Source organism: Acinetobacter sp. YH16052, from assembly GCF_013417155.1.
GTDB lineage: Bacteria > Pseudomonadota > Gammaproteobacteria > Pseudomonadales > Moraxellaceae > Acinetobacter.
Map to the genome: position 1 here is coordinate 75,509 of NZ_VPEO01000002.1, position 15,951 is coordinate 91,459.

Here is a 15,951-nt window from a genome sequence, read left to right on the forward strand (position 1 = left end):
CGTGTGATATGCCTAAAAATTTAAATAGAATTAGTTAGTTAAAATTATGAAAATATCTTCTCAACTTATTATTTTACTTCCTTTGGTTTTTGCAATCGGTGTTTTATTGACACTCCAGACCGCAATTAATACACAACTAAAAGAATATTTATATTCTCCTATTCAAGCTGCATTTTTTTCCTTTTTGATTGGTACAATAGTGCTCGCCGTAATCGTACTTTTTCAGTCCAATCCCAAACCCGGTTTACAGGAACTGATGAGTGTTCCCTGGTATTTATGGCTCGGGGGCATCGTGGGTGTATACGCGATTAGCATGAGCATTTATGCAGCGCCCAAACTTGGCTTTCTGGTTCTTAGCGGTCTCATTATTTTTGGTCAGATGGTGATGTCGATGCTGGTCGATCATCTGGGATTATTGGGTAATGAAAAAATGCCGATTAATTGGCAACGTCTTTTAGGCGGCGTGGTAATTTTTATTGGTGTGCTTCTCACTTTACAACGCTAAACCTTCTATTTAAGCACATGATCACGATGAGTAATTTTTGTGTCGAATGTTTCACCAGTCACAACCTTTGGTTTTGAATTAAAAAAACTTTTTCATCTGATGCTGCCTATTCTGGTGACCCAATTTTCTCAGGCTGGTCTGGGCCTGATTGATACCATTATGGCCGGTCACCTATCTGCTACCGATCTTGCCGCGATTGCCGTCGGAGTAGGACTCTGGATTCCAGTCATGCTGCTGTTTAGTGGCATTATGATTGCCACGACGCCTTTGGTTGCCGAAGCCAATGGCGCACGTACACCTGAAAAAATTGCCACCATTGCACGTCAATCATTTTGGGTTGCCCTGATTCTTGGGGTAATTGCCGGCTTGATTTTGCAACTCTTGCCGGCCACTTTGCCACTTTTAGGTGTACCGGAAAGCTTACAACCTAAAGCCGGTTTATTTCTGCATGCGATTGGTTTTGGTATGCCAGCGGTAACCATGTATGCGGCCTTACGCGGCTATTCTGAAGCGATTGGAAATCCGCGTCCGGTGACCGTGATTAGTTTATTGGCGCTGGTCTTGCTAGTTCCGCTGAACTATATCTTTATGTATGGTATTGGCCCTGTTCCGGCCCTAGGCAGTGCAGGCTGTGGGTTTGCCACGGCGATTTTACAGTGGCTAATGGTCATCACCCTCGCGTTGTATATCTTTAAAAATAAGGCCTATCAACGTACCCAGCCTTTTACCCATTGGGAAAAAATCAACCCGGAATGGATGAAGCGCATCTTACAGCTTGGCTTTCCAATCGGATTGGCAATTTTTTTTGAGGTCAGTATTTTCAGTACAGCGGCAATTGTGCTGAGTCCTTTGGGTGAGACCATTGTCGCTGCCCATCAGATTGCTATTTCTGTCACTTCACAACTGTTCATGATTCCCATGTCACTGGCGATTGCCCTGACCATTCGGGTCGGCACTTACTATGGTGAACAGAACTGGCAAGCCATGCGTAAAGTGCAATATCTCGGCCTGATTACTGCCACTATTCTGGCGATCCTGACCATGATTCTGCTTTGGGTTTTCCGCAATGAAATCGTGGCGCTCTACACCTCAGATATGATCGTGACCCAAATTGCGGTGTATCTGATTCTGTTTGCCATTGCCTATCAGCTGATGGATGCCTGGCAGATCAGTGCGGCAGGTTGTCTGCGCGGCATGCAGGATACCAAGGGGCCGATGTGGATTACCATGCTGGCTTACTGGATCATCGCCTTCCCGGTTGGAGTATATTTATCCCGCTTTACCGAGATGGGCGCTGCCGGTGTTTGGGTTGGCCTGATCGTGGGTTTAAGTGTTGCCTGTGTTTTATTGCTGGCACGACTCTATAGCAATAACAGACGTTTAAGCTTAAAGGTGTAAAAACTTAGCGACTTTCAAGCAATCTTAAATATTGGGTAGGTGACATGGATGTCACCGTTGAGCTGTGATACAGGGAAGTAGCATCAGATCAACGAAACTGTTCTGTTACTTTTGCCATGACAAAAGTAAAAATTGCCGATGCGACAGCATAAAAATAAAAGATGAGAGCATAGCCTTGAGCATTCTAATTTCGATGTAGAAGTTAAGAATTAGCTCCCAAAGCCTCCTTCAATCCTTGTGGAATCTCCGATTCATCCGCCACATCTTTGGTCACCACCTGCCCCACAATTACATCCGTACCATTAAAAGCCATGGTGGGTGAACCATATAGCTCATAACCCTCATTTAAGGCACGGGTCACCCGCGCACAAAAATGCACATCATCCTTCCCAGTAAAATATCGATAGACTTTCATTGAATTTTCTTCATTACAGCAATCTGTTTATTTTAAGCTTTTAGCTATAAAACAACATTCAGAATTAGTACTCGGTCTTATCTAAAACGATGATGGATTCCGGCATATTCTTATAGTTTAAACGCAAGCAATAAAGATAAATCTTTTAACAAATCAAAGATGATGCATTAAACATGGAGAAGCTGAAGGAAATCACAACACAACCTCTACAATTAAATCTAGGCAATTGAACCTTTGTCACCTATGATCAAATACATCCATTCATAGTTGGTTTCAAGGAATCTCGCATGGCAAAAACGGCTAGCACACCCGGTCGTCGCTTTATGAAACTTGCCGGAATGACCGCAAGTATTGCAGGTAAAACCCTCTCCAATTCCATTAAAAATTTAACTGCCGATGACGAGCAGAAAAACACTGCGCGCAGTAAATTATTTCAGGATATTGGTGTGCAGATTGCGGATACCTTGGGGGAAATGAAAGGCGCAGTCATGAAAGTTGGCCAGATCGCCTCTCAATATAAAGACGTTTTCCCGCCCGAAGTCGCTAAAGCCATTGCTAAATTACAGCGTCAGGCGCCACCCATGCCGTTTAAAGAAATTCAGGCACAGGTAGAAAAAGAATTGGGTAAACCTTTACAGCAACTTTTCCAGCAGTTTGATGAACAGCCATTTGCCGCGGCCTCGATTGGTCAGGTGCATAAAGCCACTCTACCGAATGGTCAGCAAGTTGTAGTCAAGGTGCAATATCCTGGTGTGGATGAAGCCTGCGAAAGCGACCTGAAGCAAGTTCGTCTGGCACTGCGCATGATGGGCGTATTAAAGATTGATCGTAAACTTCAAGATCAATTATTTAAAGAAATTCAGCACAGTCTGGACAATGAGTTGAACTATGAAATTGAAGCCCAGAATCTGGAAATCGCCCGTGCCTTCCATGAATCTCTGGATAGTAAAATTATAATTCCGAAAGTGTTTCATGAGTACTCTTCACGTCATATTCTGACTTTGAGCCAGGAGCTTGGTGAAAGTATCGAAACCGCCAGCACCTGGTCACTCGAGATCCGAAATGCTTTGGGACGTCGTCTGTTGCGCGCCATTGGCCAAGAAATTTTTTATCTGAAACGCTTTCATTGTGACCCGCATCCGGGTAACTTCGCCTTCCGTGAAGATGGCTCTGTGATTGTTTATGATTATGGTGGTGTCAAAACCTTATCGACTGAAGTGATTGGACATTTCAGAGAACTGATCCATGCGGCACGCGAGAAGAATATTCCCGTGATCGAGCAACAGTTAGATGCGCTACATTCCTTGACTGAAACTGGAAAGTTCCCAAAAGAATTGTATGAACAATGGCTGGAAGTGCTCATGCGTCCTCTGGTCACTGACTATGATTTTGCCGAAAACTCAGCGCATCATGATGGGATGGAGTTGCTGAAACCTTCGTTGAAATATTGGGATGTATTTAAGCCCTCTCCTGATACCTTGATGGTGAATCGCACAATTTCAGGACAATACTGGAACCTGATTCATCTCAAAGTACATGATGATTTAAGTGATGTATTTGAAGAACTGGTACCGAGTCGAAGCTAAGTTGAGACGATAGGCTTACACGCTGTAACCCTAGATTACTTGAAATATCAAATGTTACATTATAACATTTAATCAAGAATCATGAGGAAGTTAGATATGCGTTCAGATATCCATCCCGAGTATCGTGAAGTGTTATTCCATGATACCAATGCCGATGCCTATTTCGTGATTGGCAGCACGATGAACTCGAGCCAAACTAAAGAATATCAAGGTAAAACATATCCTTATGTAACACTAGATATTTCGAGTGCATCACATCCTTTCTATACGGGTGAGCAACGTCAGACCAGCAATGAAGGACGTGTGGCAAGCTTTAACAAACGTTTTGGCCGCTTTAAACGGGGCTAAAACCGAAAAACCTCGGTTATCTTAAGATTTAAATCGTGGTTTATGTCAGGAAATGACCTCCAATTTCCTGACTTTTTTATGCGCTTATTTTAACTCTGTGCCAATACGATCGAAGTTAAATAAAAGCCCAGCGCCAGAACAATAATGCCGACAATTAAGCTGGATAATGCATATAACAGCGCTAGGCCCATAGCACCTTGCTTGAATAACAAAAAGCTTTCCAGACCGAAACTGGAAAATGTGGTAAAACCACCGAGAATTCCCACCATTAAAAACAGACGAGCTTCTTGTTGGAGTACTGGATACTTTTGGCTACAGGCAAAAAAAATCCCGGCACATAAACAGCCCAGAATATTGAGCCACCAGGTGGGCCAAGGAAATTGCATTTGTGGTTTGGACAGCCAAAGTCCGGCTGCATAACGCAGACTGGCACCGATTGCCCCACCCATTGCCACCCAAAGCCAGCCCATATTTTTTTCCTGTTCTATTTATTGATCAAGTTTATTTTATCCACAGTTTCATATTCATCATGGATAATTTTCACTGTTATCTTGAACCGAAAATCAATGAAATACCATGGAACTTCGCAAGAAAATTGCTATATTTATTGCATCCAATTTTCATGAATGGCACAGGAAAAACAGCATGGCACAGGATTTATTGGCCCAGTTGGCAGCAGGCGAAGCAAAATTTGCAGATGTGATTACTTATATCGAATCGCGTTATACGCATACACCGACTGCATTTAAAAATGGCCAGCAGAATAATGCGGCCACAGAAAACCAGGGCAGCGCCAAAGTCTTTTCTTTTGCACAATTAAATGGTCTGGATCAGGCACAAACGTTAAGCCTGTTTGCCGAACATTATTCGGCTGTACTGGCGACGCCAGAGGCAACTGATCATCAGAATATCCGTCAATTTATGCTTAATGGGTGGAATGAAATTGCCTTTGAAGGTCAGGCTTTAACTGCGAAGTAAGTACTAAGCAGATAAAAAAACCGCTCAAAGGAGCGGTTTTTTATACAACTCAGAAGTGTATAGAATGTCTGTTTTAGCTCTTAGAGACTTTTTCAATCCACTTAATGGAACTGACGCGGAAAACTTCACAGGCACCATCACCCGTATCGGTCGGAGTTAAAGACGATTTCCAGACCAGATCTTTGTCACGCACTTCAACCAGTTCCCCTTGCATACGCACCAGATCGCCACGCTTCACTTTTTTAATTGCCTTGGCAATTTCAGGATTGGCAGGAATGATATGCATATTGGACACCATCTGCTTGGCTTGTTCTACCGGCACTGGCACCTGATCCATTTTCCAGTTCAGATAACGATCATATTGATTGACCGTGATATGTCGGGCAATTTCAGGCTCAGCAAACAGCCCCCAACTGACGGCATAATCAATCGGAGAGAATTTGGCTTGCGGGTCAGAACTATAAACCTTGGAACCCAGAATACGAAAATCACCTTTAAAAGGCTGTAAGACCGAAATTGACTGGCCTTTAACGACAGGAGGCAAACCTTTGGCAATATTGTGGTCGACCGAGCTATAGCCCGAAATAGGCAGCAACAGGCTGGCCAGCAAAGCATAATGTTTAAAGTGTTTGAACATAATTTTTAATCTAATCCTAATCAAGTTGATCAAACGTTTTAAGGATATCTTCCTTGATCTTACGGATTTTTTAATGAATAAACAGTTGAACTTGGTAACAAACTGCACGTATTTAGTCAGCTCGATATATGCCTGTCATTTTATTTTTCAGTTAAGCTAGAACGTATTTCCATCAAATTAAAATAACTCAAATGCTGTATCAACTTTATCAACAACATATCTTTCCGCATCTGCTGAATCAGGTGATGCAAACACCATCCTTGATGGACTTGCGTCGTGAACTGCTTTTGGATATTTCCGGTGAAGTGCTAGAAATTGGTTTTGGTACCGGCCTGAATCTGCCTTTTTATCAATCGGTTGACAAAGTCTATGCACTAGAACCAAATCCGGCGATCTTCAAACTGGCAGAAGCGCGAATTCAACAGGCAGGGTTTCAGGTTGAGCATATTCAGTCCAGCGTAGAACTTTTGCCTTTTGCCGAAAATAGTGTGGAAAATATTGTGTCTACCTGGACGCTTTGTAGTATTGCAGAGCTGGAACAGAGCCTGCAGGAAATTTATCGTGTGCTACAACCGGGTGGGACTTTACATGTCGTCGAACATGTTCTGAATCGACAAAATTTAAATATTCAGCGTCTACAACATTTACTCACTCCTATTCAAAAGAAAGTCGCAGATGGCTGTCATCTGAATCGGGATATTGAGACCGCCTTGCTGGAAACCGGTTTTGAAATAGAAACTTTAAGTTATGTAGATGCCGAGGGTATACCCAAGATTGGCCAACGTATGTTGTTAGCACGTGTTCGTAAACCAGGAAGCTAATTTACGACCATCTTATATTTAGTGTGGCTGAAGGTGGGTTACTTGCAGCAACTGACAATGAGCACGATATTCAGAGCCCGTCCCGACCCGGAATTCTTGTCCAGTCGTGCCTGAATGAACTGTCACCAGATCACCAGTGAGCGTGATTTTCTGCCCCGATTTTAGCCGGCGAATCTGATCGGTAATTTTTTCAGTGGCAGCAATCAGACTAAAATAATGTACATGCGTATTGACGAAGTCACGCTCCGCTTTATTGGTTTGTCCTTCGAGCTGATAGCAGCGTTTTGCTTCATCAAACCCCAATGTTGCCTGCATGGCCGGCAGCGGTTGAGTCAGCAACAGCACATCAATATTACTCAGATAGGCCAGATCATTAAAATGCCCCACCACAGGGCTGGCCTGATGCAGCACCCGACGATCAGGTTTTACGAAACGGTGATCATGCACAATATAAGTCGCGGAAATGCGCTTAACGGGTTCTACTTTAAAGTTTTTAAGTACGCCCTTTTCTTGCAGATGCGGAATGGCACGAAAAAATTCATTCCACACCCAGAGTCCTAGCATAAACAGCAGCGCAGTGATCAGTAATTTTTGCATAATTTTTTATTCTTCACTGGATTTTGGTCAATCCTGAAAATCAATCCGAATGGTTTCAAAACGTACCCGCCCTTCCTGAACCGCCCGGGCAATGGCTTGCTGGCCTTTGGTCAGACGTGCTCCGCCACTTTTAATGTCAATCAAAATCACTTCAATATCTTCAGCGTCGCCTTCGCCATCACGAAAATCGGTATAGCCATCAAAGACCACATAATCGACTGGATCGCCCAGAAACTTGGCATCACTCGGCAGATATTGAAATTCCGGCATGATCGGCGCGAGCTGTTCCGCCATTTTACCTTTGAGAACGGCACGGCTGGTATTCACGCTGCGTTTTTGCGCGGCAATGAGGGACTGCTGATGCTCCAGTTCCAGCTCGGCAATATACTGCTCATATTCGGCTTTGATCCGTCCATTACGCGTCTGACTTAAAATAATAGTGGTCAATACCACCCCGATACATGCGCCAATCAGCATGGCCATCCATATGGACATTCAATCTTCCTAATTTGCCTGATTTTTATAGCATCGCATTCGACTGAAGTTGAGGACTTCGGCCATTTGCATACTTAAAAAGAATGATATGCTAGGCCGGAACAGAATAAAATCACCTTGAGTCATGAAAACAATTTTAGTTGCGAATCAGAAAGGCGGTTGTGGTAAAACCATGACAGCTATTAGTTTGGCGTCAGCACTCGCACAAAAGGGTTATAAGGTGGCATTGGCCGATGCCGACAACCAGAAATCAACATTGCAATGGCTTAAGCATCGTCCGGCACAGGCAGCACAGATCCAAAGTCTGGACTGGCGCAATAGCAAATCTATTGGTGATGCGCCGAAGCAGATCGAATACCTGATTATTGATGCACCGGGTGCCTTGACCGACGATCATGCCGAACAGCTGATCAGTGAAGCACATGCGATTATCATCCCGATCCAGCCTTCTTTTTTTGATATCGATTCGACCCGCCGTTTTCTCAAACATTTGCAGGACATTAAACGCATCCGTAAGGGCAAGGTTGAAATTTTACTTTTGGCCAACCGAACCAAACCGAATGCCGCCAGTAATCAAGACATACAGCAGTTTTTTGACAAGATCGACCAGCAGCCAGTGGCCTGGATTTCGGAACGTGCCCCTTATAGCCGACTGGCTATGGAAGGCCTGTCAGTCTTTGATAAACCTCAGAAAATCTACCGGGAACTGCAGACTCAATGGCAACCGGTACTAAATGCCATTATTGATGATCCGAGTCAGTGGTTTTGAGTCAATCGTCTGAATCGTGGTATAGCTTTGGGAAAATAATCTTGCTACTTGGCTAGCTATCATTTTCGATCGCTTTTTTTTCAGTTAATATGCCTGAACACGACCTAAAAAATGAGTCATTAAATTCAGTGCAACAGTACGCGCCTACATTACAAAAAGTCTTATTATTTGGATTGTTCTTTATCCTGATTTTTTTGAGTTTTCATATACTCAAGTATTTCATCATTCCTGTAGTTTGGGCAGCAATTATTGCCTATATGACTTGGCCGCTGTATCAGTCGGTGTTACGCTTGTGCGGCAATCGACCGACATTGAGTGCAACCGTAATGATCTTGGCCGTGATTCTGGTCTTTGGTCTGCCGTTTATTTTCGCCATTTTCATGCTGCAGCACGAAGGTCGTAACCTGTATTTTGAATTGCAGCGACAAGTGTTTTCCGGTCACCTGAATGTCCCTGATTTTATTCGCGAGCTTCCGATTGTGGGAAAGGAAATTACCCGAACCTTAAATGAAATCAACACTGATCCACAGAGTATTGCACTGTCGGTATCGACCTGGATTCAAGGTCATCTGAATTACGGCAAAGTGGTGTTGAATGAAGTCAGCAAAAACATCTTTAAATTATGTTTTGCGGTACTTTCGCTGTTTTTCTTCTACCGTGATGGTCAGACCATTTTAAATCAGGTGCGTAAAGCCTTTGAAATGGTGGTCGGTCCACGTGTACATCATTATTTTTCCACCATCTCTGCGACTACACGTGCCGTAGTCTATGGGGTTGGTTTGACTGCGATTGCACAGTCCTTATTGGCAGGTATGAGCTATTTTGTTGCAGGTGTGCCGAATCCGATGGTTTTAACCATTGTGACCTTTATTTTTGCCCTGATTCCCTTTGGCCCACCCCTCGCCTATAGTGCGGTGGCGTTATGGCTGTTTTCACAAGGACAAACCATTGAAGCCATTGGGGTCATGGTCTGGGGTGTCTGTATTGTCAGTACTGCCGATAACGTGATTCGTCCACTGGTAATTTCTGGTGCAACCCAGATTCCTTTCCTGCTGATCATGTTTGGAGTCTTGGGTGGTATTGCCAGCTTTGGTCTGGTCGGGGTGTTTATTGGCCCGGTGATTCTGGCTGTGCTGCTTGCAATCTGGCGTGAATGGTTACATGAAAGTAATCTGAATGAACCTTTAATGATGCCTAAAGCCACCATGGCACATGAGATTGATCCAGAAACCAATGACACACCGCCCAAAGCACCTTAAAGCATAGATAGAATCGACTTAAACAAAACAAAACATTTAAGTACTGATTCTATATAGAGCTTCTAATCTTGCTCTGTTTAAATGAATCCACAAAACAGAATAAAGATCAGGATGCCAAAATCATGTCTTCATTGTTTAAAATTACGACACTTTGCGCGTTAAGCGCCGCACTTTTTACCGGTTGTGCATCAACCTCCCCATCAAATGAAGTAGTCAGAGCTGTGACTGTGAATGCTGTAAATGCTCAAGGTGTGGGCCAAGAGATTGGGACCGTATTACTCAGTGACAGCCCAGCCGGTCTGGTCATTCGTACCAACCTGAAACAACTTCCTGCGGGTGAACGCGGTTTCCATATTCATGAAAATGGTTCATGCGCGCCTGCCATGAAAGACGGCAAGATGGGCGCAGCACTGGCTGCAGGTAGCCATTACAATCCAAATCAGGCACCGCATCACGGTACACCAGTGACTGGTCACTTAGGTGATTTACCAGCATTGAAAGTCAATACAGATGGAACTGCACGTGTCACCCTGCTTGCGCCACGTCTGAAACTGGCTGATGTTCAGGGTCGTGCCATTATGGTTCATGCCGGTGGTGACAACTATTCAGACAACCCATTACCCTTGGGCGGCGGCGGTGAACGTATTGCCTGTGGTGTGATCTAAACACCTTCATGCCAATGACTCAATAGAAAAACGGGCACTATGCCCGTTTTTTATAGACATTTCCTTTATTTTGGCGTCTAAATTGCATTCAGAACTTTGCGTTTTTACTTCCCGGATCCTGTCCTTGTGAATGCTGCCCGACCTGCGACTGCTACTTTTGTTAAAATTATAAAACCTGTCCTGCTGCCCTTTCAGTCTAGTGCGCTGATGACTTATTGCCTGCAAATCTTGCTAGTGTTTTTAGGTACCACTTTCGGTCTGAAATTTCTGGGTTATGAGTTCTTGATCGTTCCAGTAACTTTAGGGGCAATTGCCACGGCACTGACTGATTTTGATGACCGGCTAAGCCTGCGTTTGCGCAACCTGTTACTGGTCATCATTCTGTTTTTTAGTGTCAGCAGCATTCTGGAATTTCTTGCTCCACATAAATTCTGGTTTGCACTGTGGCTATCCCTGTCGAGTGCGCTGTTTATTCTAATGGGTGCATTGGGCCAACGTTATGCCATGATTTCATTTGGCACCATTTTACTGTCAATCTATACCATGTTCGGCCTGGGCGAATATCAGCACTGGTATGAACAGCCGCTTTATTTTGTCATTGGGGCGCTATGGTACGGCCTGACGTCTATTCTATTTTTTCTGCTGCGTCCTACTTTGCAGGTTCAGGAAAATCTCGCACAAAGCTTGCAGCACATGTCGGATTTACTGCTGAGTAAAGCCAAACTGTTTGATCCAGACCAGCATCCAAATGTTGAAACCCTGCTCTATGAGTTGTCACTTAAAAATACTTTAGTCATTCAGAGTTTTAACCGTAGCAAAGATTCGCTATTGACCCGACTCAAAGCTTCGCGTGCCAATCGTAATACCATTTACTGGCTGAATCTGTATTTTTTGATGCAGGATATTCATGAACAGGCCACCGCGAATTATCTGCATTATGAACAGATCGAACAGCATTTTAGCCGCACTGACCTGATTTTCCGGATTCAGAAAAATATCCGTCTGCAAGCCCTTGCCTGTCAGCATTTGGCAGAATGTGTACTGCGCAATGAGAAATTTTACCTGTCTACAGATGATGAACTGGCATTAAAACATTTACAGGAGTCGATGCAGGACTGGATTGCTCAACACCCACAAAATATTGAAGTCAAAAATTTACAGCTTATTCTGGCCAATCTGCTGAGTGTACATGAACAGTTACAACACCTGCATGATCAACAGGCACTGTATAAACCACGCTATCAGCAGCATTTTGATGACTTGAGTCTGTTTGATGATGATATTCGCGATAGCACAGATCTTTGGCTGAAACTCAAACCACACTTAAGTTCGCAATCGGCACTCTTTCGGCATGCGGTGCGGATTGCGATTGTGTTTTTAGTTGGCTATGCCATTTCATTATTACCTTTTGCGAAAAATGGCTACTGGATTTTACTGACCAGCCTGTTTGTCTGTCAGATCAGTTATTTTGCCACCAAAAGCCGGCTCAAATTGCGGACTCTGGGAACATTATTGGGGGTCATGCTAGGTGTTCCCATTCTGTATTTTGTGCCAAGTGTCGAAGGTCAGTTACTCCTGACAGTAATTTTTGGTGTCGGTTTCTTCTATCTACGTTCCAAAAAATATGCCATGGCCACCCTCATGGCGACCTTGATGGTACTCCTGATTTTTAACCTGAAAGGTGCCGGTTATGCGATCATTTTGCCACGTATTATTGATACCCTGTTGGGCTGTCTGATTGCCTGGATGGCAGTAAGCTGGATCTGGCCTGACTGGAATTTTCGTAATATTTCCAGCAATATTAAAAAATCATCGCTTGCTACGCTGGACTATTTTGCTGCAGTGGTCGAGCAATATCAAAACGGTAAAGATAACAGTATTGCTTACCGAACTGCACGACGTCTGGCCCACAATGCACAGATTGATTTATCCAGCATGATTTTAAGCCTGAGCACCGAACCGAATCCAGATCCGCAACTGGTTAAAAGTGCCTTTCGCTATCTGGTCTATAGTCATAGCCAACTCAGTTATATTGCAGCATTGGGGAGTCACCGTGAGCAGGTTACCGATGCACAAATTCTGGATTTAATGCGCTGGTGTCAGCAGACCTTAACTGGGGTATTGCTGCAACAACAGCCTTTAGATACCTACGACATCGATCATAAACTGGCAGAAATTCAATGCTTAAGTATCCAGAAAAACCAGTCAGCACATCTGCTTTTGGTGCTGAAACAGATTAGTTTATTGCTGGAAACCTTACCAGAATTACTAAAATTACGTTATGAATTATTAGGTACCGAGATTAAATAACCAACTGCTTCACTTGGTTATAACTTATTAAAAATATTGAATATATCTTTATTATTAAGATTCAATATTCAGGTGATATTCGGTACACTCAGAACTAATTCGGTTAAATCAATATGTATTATGAACATCAAAACTTTGCGTCTGGTCGGTTTGCTTGAAGGGATTTCATTCCTGCTGCTGTTATTTATCGCGATGCCAGTGAAATATATGATGGATAATCCGATTCTGGTGAAATATGTCGGCATGGGTCATGGCGTACTGTTTGTGCTATTTCTGGTGGTGTTATTTGCGGTATGTGAAAAACAGAAATGGTCTCTCAGCATGTTTGTGATGGGTTTAATCGCTTCGATTCTACCTTTCGGTCCATTCCTGTTTGATATGAAACTGAAGAAGCTGGAACAGCCCGCTGAAGCTTAATTGTAGAATCCTAATATAATTAGATCAGTCAAAAGAAAATTCTCTCTCCCTTTGGGAGAGAGTTAGAGAGAGGGAACTTATTAAATACTTAACCTCACCCTAGCCCTCTCCTAAAAGGAGAGGGAAATTCAATACTGAACATATGATTTCAATAATTTATAATTTCCCTTAATAAGGAATCAAAACTCCCCACGCTCCTGTCTTTCCAGCATTAACTGTTTGAGTTGCATGCGTGGCAAAGTAAACCACAGTGCAATCAGAATCAAAGAGGCAACACAATAGGCCCAAATATCATAGGCTTCATATGCCATTCGTACTGCTTCAATCACTACAAAAAAGCTGAGCATCAGGATAATAGAAACCGTCGCGGCCACCGTGCCTTTGGACACTTCAGAAGACATCAGTGCAAAACGGTACAGTACCGAAAAACTTACACCCTCACCGAGACTGATACAGGTGGTACCGATAATCAGGCAATGGACAAAATACTCTGGAATCAATAAGCCCAACATCAATAAACCTGCACCTAACAGCATCAATGGCAGACCCAATAATACGGTTTTGCCCAGCGGTATTTTATCGATAATTTTCAGCAGAATCAGATTACCTGCAATCAGACCGCCCAAGACCGGAAACTGCGCCAGACCATATTGCACACTACTGAATCCAAATTGCTCGACCAGAATCACTGGTGACAATGCAATCCATAACATCAAAGGCAGACTCACCAAAGGCAAGGCTACAGTCATAATCACAAAGCGCTTATTTTTTACAACCTGTTTAAAGTCATCCAGAATATAGCTGACCGGCTGTCTGGGAATACTGACTTTCAGATTTGGCATTTTGGCTTTTAGGCCGAACCAGCTCAGAAATGACAGAAATGCAATGCCGATAAAACCCCAATGCCAGGAGATATGATCAATCATAAAGGCACCCAGCACTGGTCCTAGCAAGGGTGCCAGCAAAGACACATTGGCCATCAGTGCCATGACTTTGATGGCATCACGTTCTTCAAAGCTTTCCTGAATGGCGGCATAACCTACAGCAGTAATAAAGGACAGGCCAAAGCCCTGTAAAAAGCGCAGGAATAAGAAACTTTCGATATTGGGTGTCAATAAAATGGCCAGACAACTGAGGGTAAAAAATGCCACACCGCCGAGCAGTACCGTTTTACGTCCGAGACGATCGGACAATGGCCCCAAGATCGCTGCGACAAATGCCCCGCCCAACAGGAAAAAGGACATGGAGGATGGTGCCCATGAACTACTTACGCCAAAATCACGGGTAATCGCCAGCATGGCCGGCTGAATCAGGTCATTACATATATAGACTGAGAATTCAAACAGGACCAGTGCCAGCGGGAACATGAGTGTGGCACGGGTCAGTTTTTGGGTTTGGATTTTTTGCATGGGAGTTTTTATTGTCAGTCTGCCCGTTTTAACAGACTGAACTTTGTCTAAAATAGAAAGAAGAAATTTTAGCAGAGTCCTGTTTTTAAGTCCGTTCTCTTTTTTAATGACCTAATCAAAATATTATTTTTGCTTTTAGCGACTTGAAACCAAATTATCTAATTCATAAAAATTATTGAAAAGCCGTGAAATGAAAAGTACTTATAATCATTACAAATCAAGGGAGGATACATTATTCATCTATATTCTAATAATTTATAAAAATCAAATAGACTCTACTGAATTCCACTCTTGAAACCATTTTTCTTTTCTAACATTTTCAAAATGAAGAATTTGTTCTACCAAGTCTATAATTAGTTGATCAATATCTTTTGCTATTGAATATCCTAGCGTTATTTTTGAAATACTCCCACTTTTTAATTGGTCACTACAGTCTAATCTAGAGGAATGATAGTTAGCCCTATCCATGATAAATTGATCAATATAATTAACATGTCCTTCTGTTGAAAAATGATCTTGAGGAAAAAATCTTACTAAGCTTAGCCAACAGAATCTTAAAAACCAGATTAAGTCTTCATTACCTTTCATCATATTAAGAGTGATTCCGCTATCCCAATTGATATGACAGTTTAAATACACTTCTCTTTTCAAATTAGGTAAAGAAAAAATAAAATTTTGATCTGCCTCTAGTTCACTATCTTTCTCACGATACAATAATTTTTCTCGTAGGATTTTTTCTGATTTTCTTTTATCCTAGTTGGTATAAAACCTATTTAGATAGAATAATAAGAGTGAAGCTAAAAATCCTCCAATTACGCCAATTGTAGCGGCTAGTATATTTGAGTCCATTAACTCCCCCTTCCCAAAAAAAAAGCGCATCCTTAGATACGCTTTTAACCAAAAACTGCCTAAAGATCAAACACTATTATGGACAGACCGCTTTCTGGAAAGTCTTGGTATTTGAACCTCTTGCACAACGATACAACTTCTCGGTGTTTTCCAGCATCCAGCTGTTATCTTCCTGTTTAAAATAATAAATGGTCTGTACCGAATGTACCGAATCATCCATTAAACCGGTTTCAGTGACTTTGACCTGTCCAATCGTGGGCGACTCTACCTTGTCAAAGAACTGCCGTAATTCAACCGTTGCCAGTTCCTTGCGTAAATCCGTTCTTAATTGTAAAACCTGTTCCAAAGGCGTGTCCGAAGACGACTGTACCTTTGCAATGACCTGTTGAGCAGTTGCACAGCCTGAACCCAATATACCAAAAGCGAGAGTTGCGACTGCCAATATCCGGAACATATTATTTAACCCTTTATCGTCATTCTTATTCCAACCCAT

At 42.9% G+C, this 15,951-nt stretch carries 19 protein-coding genes; 11 read left to right on the top strand and 8 right to left on the bottom strand.

The window, feature by feature from the left end:
• Positions 1-46 precede the first annotated feature (46 nt).
• Together FTV42_RS01815 and FTV42_RS01820 are read left to right on the top strand one after the other, a co-directional pair.
• The gene (locus tag FTV42_RS01815) at positions 47-505 is read left to right on the top strand and encodes a DMT family transporter (RefSeq protein WP_005108571.1); all 459 of its coding nucleotides are present in this window, start codon (positions 47-49) and stop codon (positions 503-505) included.
• Between the two features lie 39 nt (positions 506-544).
• Positions 545-1,903 (top strand): MATE family efflux transporter, encoded by a 1,359-nt coding sequence (locus tag FTV42_RS01820; RefSeq protein WP_373683210.1) that lies wholly within the window; start codon positions 545-547, stop codon positions 1,901-1,903.
• Positions 1,904-2,105: 202 nt separating this feature from the next.
• Here FTV42_RS01820 and FTV42_RS01825 read toward each other — a convergent pair whose 3' ends face one another.
• A complete protein-coding gene (locus FTV42_RS01825) occupies positions 2,106-2,318 on the bottom strand; it encodes a DUF1737 domain-containing protein (RefSeq protein WP_005108569.1) in 213 nt (70 codons plus the stop codon).
• Between the two features lie 287 nt (positions 2,319-2,605).
• Between FTV42_RS01825 and FTV42_RS01830 the strand changes: the two genes are divergently transcribed.
• Complete coding sequence (locus tag FTV42_RS01830; RefSeq protein WP_180037212.1) at positions 2,606-3,904, top strand: AarF/ABC1/UbiB kinase family protein; 1,299 nt, start codon at positions 2,606-2,608, stop codon at positions 3,902-3,904.
• A gap of 96 nt (positions 3,905-4,000) precedes the next feature.
• The gene (locus tag FTV42_RS01835) at positions 4,001-4,252 is read left to right on the top strand and encodes a type B 50S ribosomal protein L31 (protein WP_004732342.1); all 252 of its coding nucleotides are present in this window, start codon (positions 4,001-4,003) and stop codon (positions 4,250-4,252) included.
• An 89-nt stretch (positions 4,253-4,341) separates the two neighbouring features.
• Here FTV42_RS01835 and crcB read toward each other — a convergent pair whose 3' ends face one another.
• Positions 4,342-4,722: a fluoride efflux transporter CrcB gene (gene crcB / locus FTV42_RS01840; protein ID WP_180037213.1), complete on the bottom strand. Its 381-nt coding sequence runs from the start codon at positions 4,720-4,722 to the stop codon at positions 4,342-4,344.
• A 175-nt stretch (positions 4,723-4,897) separates the two neighbouring features.
• On the opposite strand from crcB, the gene FTV42_RS01845 reads away from it, so the two are divergent.
• On the top strand, positions 4,898-5,230 hold the full coding sequence (locus tag FTV42_RS01845) for a HopJ type III effector protein (RefSeq protein ID WP_180037214.1): 333 nt from the start codon (positions 4,898-4,900) through the stop codon (positions 5,228-5,230).
• A 73-nt stretch (positions 5,231-5,303) separates the two neighbouring features.
• Here the strand turns inward: FTV42_RS01845 and FTV42_RS01850 are convergent, their stop codons facing one another.
• The gene (locus tag FTV42_RS01850; protein WP_180037215.1) at positions 5,304-5,867 is read right to left on the bottom strand and encodes a hypothetical protein; all 564 of its coding nucleotides are present in this window, start codon (positions 5,865-5,867) and stop codon (positions 5,304-5,306) included.
• Positions 5,868-6,058: 191 nt separating this feature from the next.
• Here FTV42_RS01850 and FTV42_RS01855 point away from each other — a divergent pair, with 191 nt between their 5' ends.
• Positions 6,059-6,688, top strand: a complete 630-nt coding sequence (locus FTV42_RS01855; protein WP_180037216.1) for a class I SAM-dependent methyltransferase — start codon at positions 6,059-6,061, stop codon at positions 6,686-6,688.
• 18 nt (positions 6,689-6,706) lie between these two features.
• Here the strand turns inward: FTV42_RS01855 and FTV42_RS01860 are convergent, their stop codons facing one another.
• A complete protein-coding gene (locus FTV42_RS01860) occupies positions 6,707-7,285 on the bottom strand; it encodes a hypothetical protein (protein WP_180037217.1) in 579 nt (192 codons plus the stop codon).
• 27 nt (positions 7,286-7,312) lie between these two features.
• Positions 7,313-7,780, bottom strand: coding sequence for a Holliday junction resolvase-like protein (locus tag FTV42_RS01865; RefSeq protein WP_005249841.1), 468 nt, complete (start codon positions 7,778-7,780; stop codon positions 7,313-7,315).
• A gap of 124 nt (positions 7,781-7,904) precedes the next feature.
• Here FTV42_RS01865 and FTV42_RS01870 point away from each other — a divergent pair, with 124 nt between their 5' ends.
• The 5 genes from FTV42_RS01870 to FTV42_RS01890 all read left to right on the top strand — a co-directional run bounded on the left by FTV42_RS01870 (position 7,905) and on the right by FTV42_RS01890 (position 13,200).
• Positions 7,905-8,549, top strand: coding sequence for a ParA family protein (locus tag FTV42_RS01870; RefSeq protein ID WP_004645007.1), 645 nt, complete (start codon positions 7,905-7,907; stop codon positions 8,547-8,549).
• Positions 8,550-8,677: 128 nt separating this feature from the next.
• Positions 8,678-9,808 (top strand): AI-2E family transporter, encoded by a 1,131-nt coding sequence (locus FTV42_RS01875; protein WP_373683211.1) that lies wholly within the window; start codon positions 8,678-8,680, stop codon positions 9,806-9,808.
• A 122-nt stretch (positions 9,809-9,930) separates the two neighbouring features.
• Complete coding sequence (gene sodC, locus FTV42_RS01880) at positions 9,931-10,473, top strand: superoxide dismutase family protein (RefSeq protein WP_005108558.1); 543 nt, start codon at positions 9,931-9,933, stop codon at positions 10,471-10,473.
• A 126-nt stretch (positions 10,474-10,599) separates the two neighbouring features.
• Entirely contained in the window at positions 10,600-12,783 is a 2,184-nt protein-coding gene (gene yccS, locus FTV42_RS01885; RefSeq protein WP_180037219.1) for a YccS family putative transporter, read from the top strand.
• Between the two features lie 120 nt (positions 12,784-12,903).
• Positions 12,904-13,200 (top strand): DUF3817 domain-containing protein, encoded by a 297-nt coding sequence (locus tag FTV42_RS01890; RefSeq protein ID WP_004645001.1) that lies wholly within the window; start codon positions 12,904-12,906, stop codon positions 13,198-13,200.
• Positions 13,201-13,379: 179 nt separating this feature from the next.
• On the opposite strand, the gene FTV42_RS01895 is transcribed toward FTV42_RS01890, so the two are convergent.
• The 3 genes from FTV42_RS01895 to FTV42_RS01905 form a co-directional block, all read right to left on the bottom strand.
• A complete protein-coding gene (locus FTV42_RS01895) occupies positions 13,380-14,609 on the bottom strand; it encodes an MFS transporter (RefSeq protein WP_180037220.1) in 1,230 nt (409 codons plus the stop codon).
• Between the two features lie 264 nt (positions 14,610-14,873).
• Positions 14,874-15,323 (bottom strand): hypothetical protein, encoded by a 450-nt coding sequence (locus tag FTV42_RS01900; protein ID WP_257223372.1) that lies wholly within the window; start codon positions 15,321-15,323, stop codon positions 14,874-14,876.
• A gap of 211 nt (positions 15,324-15,534) precedes the next feature.
• Positions 15,535-15,912 (bottom strand): hypothetical protein, encoded by a 378-nt coding sequence (locus FTV42_RS01905; RefSeq protein WP_180037319.1) that lies wholly within the window; start codon positions 15,910-15,912, stop codon positions 15,535-15,537.
• Positions 15,913-15,951: the final 39 nt, after the last annotated feature.